General features: G+C 70.5%; 8 protein-coding genes. 3 read left to right on the top strand and 5 right to left on the bottom strand.

Going from position 1 to position 6,754, the window contains the following annotated elements; all coding sequences use genetic code 11:
- From LAO51_19455 to pyrR, 5 genes are all read right to left on the bottom strand, one after another.
- On the bottom strand, positions 1-927 hold a 927-nt coding region (locus LAO51_19455; protein ID MBZ5640920.1), incomplete at its 3' end, for a phosphoribosylaminoimidazolesuccinocarboxamide synthase.
- Positions 928-993: 66 nt separating this feature from the next.
- Positions 994-1,881, bottom strand: coding sequence for an NAD(+)/NADH kinase (locus LAO51_19450; GenBank protein MBZ5640919.1), 888 nt, complete (start codon positions 1,879-1,881; stop codon positions 994-996).
- Positions 1,881-3,158: a dihydroorotase gene (locus tag LAO51_19445; GenBank protein MBZ5640918.1), complete on the bottom strand. Its 1,278-nt coding sequence runs from the start codon at positions 3,156-3,158 to the stop codon at positions 1,881-1,883. Before LAO51_19445 ends, LAO51_19450 begins: the two co-directional genes overlap by 1 nt.
- Positions 3,142-4,080 carry an aspartate carbamoyltransferase catalytic subunit gene (locus tag LAO51_19440; GenBank protein ID MBZ5640917.1) on the bottom strand — a complete coding sequence of 313 codons (939 nt, stop codon included), beginning with the start codon at positions 4,078-4,080 and terminating at the stop codon, positions 3,142-3,144. Before LAO51_19440 ends, LAO51_19445 begins: the two co-directional genes overlap by 17 nt.
- A complete protein-coding gene (pyrR, locus tag LAO51_19435; GenBank protein ID MBZ5640916.1) occupies positions 4,077-4,658 on the bottom strand; it encodes a bifunctional pyr operon transcriptional regulator/uracil phosphoribosyltransferase PyrR in 582 nt (193 codons plus the stop codon). The genes LAO51_19440 and pyrR overlap by 4 nt, the downstream gene beginning before the upstream one ends.
- 155 nt (positions 4,659-4,813) lie before the next feature.
- On the opposite strand from pyrR, the gene LAO51_19430 reads away from it, so the two are divergent.
- The 3 genes from LAO51_19430 to LAO51_19420 form a co-directional block, all read left to right on the top strand.
- On the top strand, positions 4,814-5,620 hold the full coding sequence (locus LAO51_19430; protein MBZ5640915.1) for a dihydroorotate dehydrogenase electron transfer subunit: 807 nt from the start codon (positions 4,814-4,816) through the stop codon (positions 5,618-5,620).
- Complete coding sequence (locus LAO51_19425) at positions 5,614-6,549, top strand: dihydroorotate dehydrogenase (GenBank protein MBZ5640914.1); 936 nt, start codon at positions 5,614-5,616, stop codon at positions 6,547-6,549. Before LAO51_19430 ends, LAO51_19425 begins: the two co-directional genes overlap by 7 nt.
- On the top strand, positions 6,546-6,754 hold a 209-nt coding region (locus tag LAO51_19420; GenBank protein MBZ5640913.1), incomplete at its 3' end, for an orotidine 5'-phosphate decarboxylase. The genes LAO51_19425 and LAO51_19420, both read left to right, overlap by 4 nt.

Here is a 6,754-nt window from a genome sequence, read left to right as displayed (position 1 = left end):
ATGGTAGATATTCGCCACCGAGCGCAGCCATCCGATGCGCACGTGGTTCACAGCCTTTCCGTTCTCGGAGCGGAAGTTGGGCACATCAAATGGGATCACGTTCCATCCGAGCGACATCTCTCCATCGCTGCCGTACACAGCATCCTTATCGAACGTCGACGAGATTGGAGGGAAAACGGAGCGCCCGCGGCCCGGCGCGTACCCCGAGACCGGCCAGAATCGCGACGAGTCCGGGGTCAACATCTCGTCGGCGACGATGAGCCGCCCCCCCTCGAGGCCGAACTCGAACTTCGTGTCCGCGATGATGATCCCCCGATCGAGGGCGTAGGCCGCCGCGGAGCGATAGAGATCGAGCGTCCGGTCCCTCAGGTCCCGGGCGAGGTCTTTCCCCACCCGGCGCTCCACCTCGACGAACGGGATGTTCTCGTCGTGACCGGTCTCGGCTTTCGTCGCCGGGGTGAAGATCGGCTCGGGGAGTCGGTCCGACTCGCGGAGCCCCGGAGGGAGCGTGATGCCGCACACGGTGCCGCGCTCCAGGTACTCCTTCCAGCCGGAGCCCGCGAGGTAGCCGCGGGCGACGCACTCCACGGGGACCATGGCGAGCTTGCGCACCAGCGTCGCCCGACCGTCGAGGAGGCGCGCGTGCGGTCGTAGCGGCTCCGGGAACGCCGCCGGGTCCGCGGTGATGACGTGGTTCGGCACCAGGGGAGCGGTCCGCCCGAACCAGAAGAGCGAGATCTGGTTCAGGACCTTCCCCTTGTCCGGGATCGGGTTCGGGAGAACGTAGTCGAAGGCGGAGAGGCGATCCGTCGCGACGATCAGCAGGGCGTCGCCGATCTCGTAGACGTCGCGCACCTTGCCGCGTCCGCGAAGGGGTATTCCGGGAAGATGGGTCTCGAAAACGGCGTCGGGACTCGTCGGTCGCATATCACCCTCGTGAGCATCCGAAGAAGACGGAGGATGTCCCGACACCTGGCGACGTGTCAACCGCTTTCAGCGCGCCAGCACGAGTTCCCGGTCGGAAATCGCGAACTCCATCGGCAGCCGCCCCGCGAGCTCGCCATCCAGCTGGACCGGGATGTCGGGATGCTCCGAGCTTGCCTTGAGCCACGTCGCGCTTCGATCGACGATCCCCGGCCGGCCGATGTGCGCGCCGGACCAGAGCGCCGGCAGGATGCGGAGAAGCCCGCCCGCCGAGCGGGCGGTGAATCCACAGACCTCGAGCGTGTCGCTCTCGAGCGCGGCGTGGGGGGTGGGTCGGAGGAAACCGCCGTAGAGCGGCGCCCGGCCCACGATCGCGGCGGTGGCGTCGACCGACTCGCCGGACATCTCGAGCCGGATCGTCGGGAACGGATAGGTGAGGAGCCCGCGCAGGCCGCCCAGCACGTAGTGCCGGAAGGCGACCTTGCCGCGGCGCCCGGCGAGCAGTTCCCGCAAGACCCAGGCATCGAACCCGATCCCCGCCATGAGCAGGAACAGCGTCTCTCCCGCCTTTCCCGGGCGCAGCGCGATCCGACGGCGCCCGAGGACGGCCGACTCCGCCGCGCCCGCCGGGTCCATCGGCACGCCGAGAACCCGCGCGAGCAGGTTCATGGTCCCGGACGGCACGACACCCAGGACGACCGGCGTCCCGGCGGCGCCGTTCGCCGCCTCGTGAGCCGTGCCGTCGCCCCCGACCGCGAGGACGGTGTCGAATCCCTCCGCCCACGCCTTCGCCGCGAGCCGTCGCGCATCTCCGGGTCCGCGCGTCCGGACCAGTTCCGAGCGGGCTCCGGCCCGGCGCGCCGCGGACGCCGCCGCTTCCCCGGCGTCCCGGCCGCGCCTCAAGCCGGCGGCGGGGTTGGCCACGACCATAACGCGGCGTGCGGCGCGCGCAGGCATCAACGGGCGTCGTGAACGATCCGGCCGCCGACCACGGTCATCACCGCCGCGCCGCGCAGGCTCCACCCCGCGAACGGGGTGTTGCGGCTCTTCGAGCGGAACTTCGCCGGGTCCACGACCACCTGCCGCTGCAGGTCGAGCACCGTCAGATCGGCGTCCTTCCCCGGCCGCAGCGTCCCGCGATCGAGCCTCAAGATCCTCGCGGGGCCGGCGGTGAACAGCTCCACCAGCCGGGAGAGACCGATCACCCCGGCGTGCACCAGCCGGTCGAGACAGAGCGATACCGCGGTCTCGAGACCCACGATGCCGAACGGCGCCCGGGAGAACTCCACGGCCTTCTCGTCGACGTGGTGCGGCGCGTGATCGGTCGCGATGGCGTCCACGGTTCCGTCGGCGAGGGCCTTGAGGAGCGCCCGACGGTCGGCCTCGGACCGGAGCGGCGGGTTCATCTTCGCGTCGGTGTCGTAGTCCGCCACCGCCGCGTCGGTCAGGACGAGATGATGCGGCGTGACCTCGCACGTCGCCGCGACCTTGGCCTTCTTGGCCCGCCTCACGAACTCGGCGCCGCGCGCGGTCGAGAGGTGCGCGATGTGCACGTGGCCGCCGGTGTACTCCGCCAGCAGCAGGTCCCGCTGCACCATCAGGTCCTCCGCGACCCCGGGCCACCCGCGGAGGCCGAGGCGCGTCGACACCTCCCCCTCGTGGACGACGCCTCCGGCGGCGAGGACCGAATCCTCGCAGTGGTCGATGATCGGCAGGTCGAAGATCCGGGAGTACTCCAGGGCCCGACGCATCAGCAGGCTCGAGGCCACGGGACAGCCGTCGTCGGAGAAGGCCCGGGCCCCCGCGGCGACCATGTCCCCCATCTCCGCCAGCTCCTCGCCCTTCTGCGCCTTGGTCACGCACCCGATTGGGTAGACCCGAGAGGCCGCTCCCGCCGACGCCTGCGCGAGTATGAACTCGGTCACCGACCGGTTGTCGTTGGGCGGAACCGTGTTCGGCATGCAGGCGACGCCCGCGAAGCCGCCCGCGGCGGCGGCGGCGGTTCCGGTGGCGACCGTCTCTTTCCACTCCTGCCCCGGCTCGCGGAGGTGGACGTGGAGATCGATGAAGCCGGGGCAAACGACGAGCCCCGCGACGTCGAGCACGTCCGCCCCCCGCGCGGCGATCTTCGGCTCGATTCGGGCGATCTTCCCGTCCTCCACCAGGACGTCCAGCGCCTCGTCCACGGAGGCGGCGGGGTCGACGACCCGCCCGTTCCTAAGCAACAGCTTCACGCTCGGTCCCTCCCGCCAGCAGGTAGAGCACCGCCATCCGGACTGCCACGCCGTTCGTGACCTGCTCCAGGATGACCGACGCGCTCCCGTCCGCGACCTCGCCCATGATCTCGACCCCCCGGTTGATCGGGCCCGGATGCATGACGATGGCGTCCCGCGCCGCCCGCGAGAGGCGCGTCCCGTCCAGCCCGTACAGGCGCGCGTACTCCCGAAGGGTCGGGAAGTACCCCCCCTGCATCCGCTCGAGCTGGATGCGGAGCATCATGATCACGTCCGCCCCCTCCACCGCCTCGTCCATCCGATACGTGAGGGAGCAGCCCAGGCGCTCGACCTCGCGCGGGATCAGCGTCGGCGGCCCGCACACCGCCACCTCGGCCCCCATGCGCGTGAGCAGCAGCACGTTGGAGCGGGCCACCCGGCTGTGAAGGATGTCGCCGACGATCGCGACCTTGAGCCCCTTGAGCCGGCGCTTTCGCTGACGGATCGTGAGCGCGTCGAGCAGCGCCTGCGTCGGGTGCTCGTGGGCTCCGTCCCCCGCGTTCACGATGGCCGACCGGCAGGTCCTGGCGAGGAAATGCGGCGCGCCCGGCTCGGAGTGCCGGATCACGATGAAGTCCGGGGCCATCGCCTCGAGGTTCTTCGCGGTATCGAGGAGCGTCTCACCCTTCACGAGGCTGGAGGTGGACGTCGAGAAGTTCAGGAGGTCCGCGGACAGGCGCTTCTCGGCCAGCTCGAACGACGATCGGGTGCGCGTCGACGGCTCGACGAAGAAGTTCACCACCGTCTTGCCGCGGAGCGTCGGGACCTTCTTGATCTCCCGTGTCGAGATCTCCGCGAAACGCTCCGCCGCGTCGAGGATCGTGAGGATCTCCGACGGCTCGAGCGTCTCGATGCCGAGGAGGTGCCGGCTCCCGAGGTTCATCGCTTCCTCCCGCGCGCCCGCGCCGCGGGCGCCTCGCCCGCCTTCACGATCACGACCTCGTCCGACCCGTCGGTCTCCTTGAGCTTCACCTCCACCTCCTCGGTCCGGGACGTGGGCAAGTTCTTCCCGACGAAGTCGGCGCGGATCGGCAGCTCGCGGTGGCCTCGGTCCACCAGGACCGCGAGCTGGATGTGGCGCGGCCGCCCGAGGTCGACGAGACCGTCGAGCGCGGCCCTGATGGTCCGGCCGGTGTAGAGCACGTCGTCCACGAGAACGATCCGCGCCCCTCGCACGTCGAACGGGATGTCGGTCTTGCGGAGCACCGGCCGGTCCGCGATGCTCGAGAGATCGTCGCGGTAGAGGTTGATGTCGAGGACACCGACCGGCGGCAGGGCTCCGCCGATGTCCGAGAGCTTCTGCGCGAGACGGCGGGCCAGCGGGACGCCGCGCGTCTGGATCCCGACCAGGCGCAGGTCGTCCAGCGTCTTGTTCTTTTCGAGGATCTCGTGGGCGATCCGGCTCAGGGCACGTTCGATCGAGGCGGTGTCCATCACCCGGACCCGTTCGGATGGCGGCATCGGGCCTCTCCTTGCGGCCTCGCAGGGCCGGCTTAAAGAAGGCTCACGGAGCGCGACATCGTAGTGGGCGCGGTCGTGGGGTGTCAAGGAGCGCGCGCCGGCGCGTTGACCACCCTGGCGCGATTGTCTATGCTTCGCGTTTCACGAGGAACCCGATGCCCCAGGACCTGTCCGCGGCCGTCGCCAGAAACCTCGACCTCGGCCACGGCCACTTCCTGCTGGAGTTTCTCGCGCCCCGGGCCGCCGCGGAGATGGTCCCCGGGCAGTTCTTCATGATCGGCATCTCAGGTGCCGAGGTGTTGCTCCGCCGGCCGTTCAGCGTGTGCGGACTGCCCGGCACGTTCGACGACGCCCCCGAGGGCGCGGTCCAGGTGCTCTACAAGGTCATCGGCCGCGGCACGGCCCTGCTCTCGTCCCTCAAGCCCGGAGCACCGATCACCGCCCTCGGCCCCCTCGGGCGCGGCTTCGATCTCTCGGTCGCTCCCGGGGTGCGCCCGCTGCTCGTGGCGGGAGGCATCGGCTCGGCGCCGTTCCCGGCGCTGGTGTCGGCGCTCGCGGCCCGCGGCGTCCGGTCCACTCTGGTCTTCGGGGCGCGAAACGCGGGCGACCTTCCCCTGCTCGACTGGTTCGGAAAGCGATGCGACGAGGTGACGGTGGCGACCGAGGACGGGTCCCTTGGCTGCCGTGGCCTCGTGACCGCGCCGCTCACGGCCCTGCTCGAGGACGCGGGGGCGGTTCGAATCTACGGCTGCGGTCCGAACCCGATGCTCCGGGCGGTGGCGGAGATCGCGGCGTCCCGCGGCATTCCTTGCGAGCTGTCCCTCGAGGCGCACATGGCCTGCGGCTTCGGGGTCTGCCTCGGCTGCGTCGTCCCCATCCGATCGGAGAGCGGCGAGAAGCCCGTATACGAGAGGGTGTGCGTCGAGGGACCCGTCATGCGCGCCGAGAAGCTCGCGTGGTGAAACCGGACCTCTCGGTTGCCGTGGGGCCGCTCCGGCTCAAGAACCCCGTGCTCACCGCGTCGGGGACCTTCGGCTACGGCCTCGAGTTCCTCCCGTTCCTCGACCTCGCTGACCTCGGCGGCATCGTCGTCAAAGGGCTCTCGCCGAGGCCTCGCCGGGGCAACCTCCCGGAGCGCATCGTCGAAACCCCCGCCGGGATGCTGAATGCCATCGGCCTCCAGAACGTGGGCGTCGACGCCTTCATCGCGGAAAAGCTCCCGGCGCTTCTGAAGTTCGACGTCGCGGTGGTCGCCAACGTCTTCGGCGAGACCGTCGCGGAGTACGTGGAGGTCTGCGAGAAGCTCGACGCGGCTCAGGGGCTCTCCGCCGTCGAGCTGAACGTCTCCTGTCCCAACGTCGAGTCGGGGGGTATGGCCTTCGGAAACGACGCCGAGTCCCTCGCCCGGGTGACCCGCGCCTGCCGAGACGCGACGCGGCTTCCGCTCATCGTGAAGCTCTCCCCCAACGTCACCGACATCCGGGAGATGGCGCGCGCGGCCGAGGCCGGGGGCTCCGACGCCGTGTCACTGGTCAACACGTACGTCGGGATGGCGGTGGACGTCGACCGCCGGCGTCCGGTGCTCGCCAACGTGTCCGGCGGCCTCTCGGGACCCGCGATCCGGCCGCTGGCGGTCTGGGCGACCTGGCAGGTCTCCCGCGCGGTCAAGATCCCGGTGATCGGCATGGGCGGGATCCTGACCGCCCGCGACGCGCTGGAGTTCATCCTGGCCGGGGCCTCGGCCGTGCAGGTGGGAACCGCCAACTTCATCCACCCCGACGCGGCGGTCCGCGTCGCGCAGGGCCTCGCGGCCTACCTCGCCGAGCACGGCATCGACTCGGTCCGAGATCTCGTCGGGACGTTGGAGACCGGACCGGAGGGCTGCCGATGAAGCCGCACGAGAGGATCCTCGTCGCCCTCGACACGCCGGACCGCGACCGCGCCCTCGCCCTCGCGCGTGCGCTCGCCGGGCGCGTGGGCGGGTTCAAGATCGGCCTCGAGGCGTTCTCGGCCTCTGGCCCCGCCTTGGTCGCGGAGGTCCTCGAAGCGGGCCTCCCGGTCTTCCTCGACCTCAAGCTCCACGACATCCCGAACAC

It is taken from the genome of Terriglobia bacterium (assembly GCA_020073205.1).
Classification (GTDB): Bacteria; Acidobacteriota; Polarisedimenticolia; order Polarisedimenticolales; family JAIQFR01; genus JAIQFR01.
The sequence above is the reverse complement of the archived record's forward strand: the minus strand, read 5'-3'. Positions and strand labels throughout refer to the sequence as shown.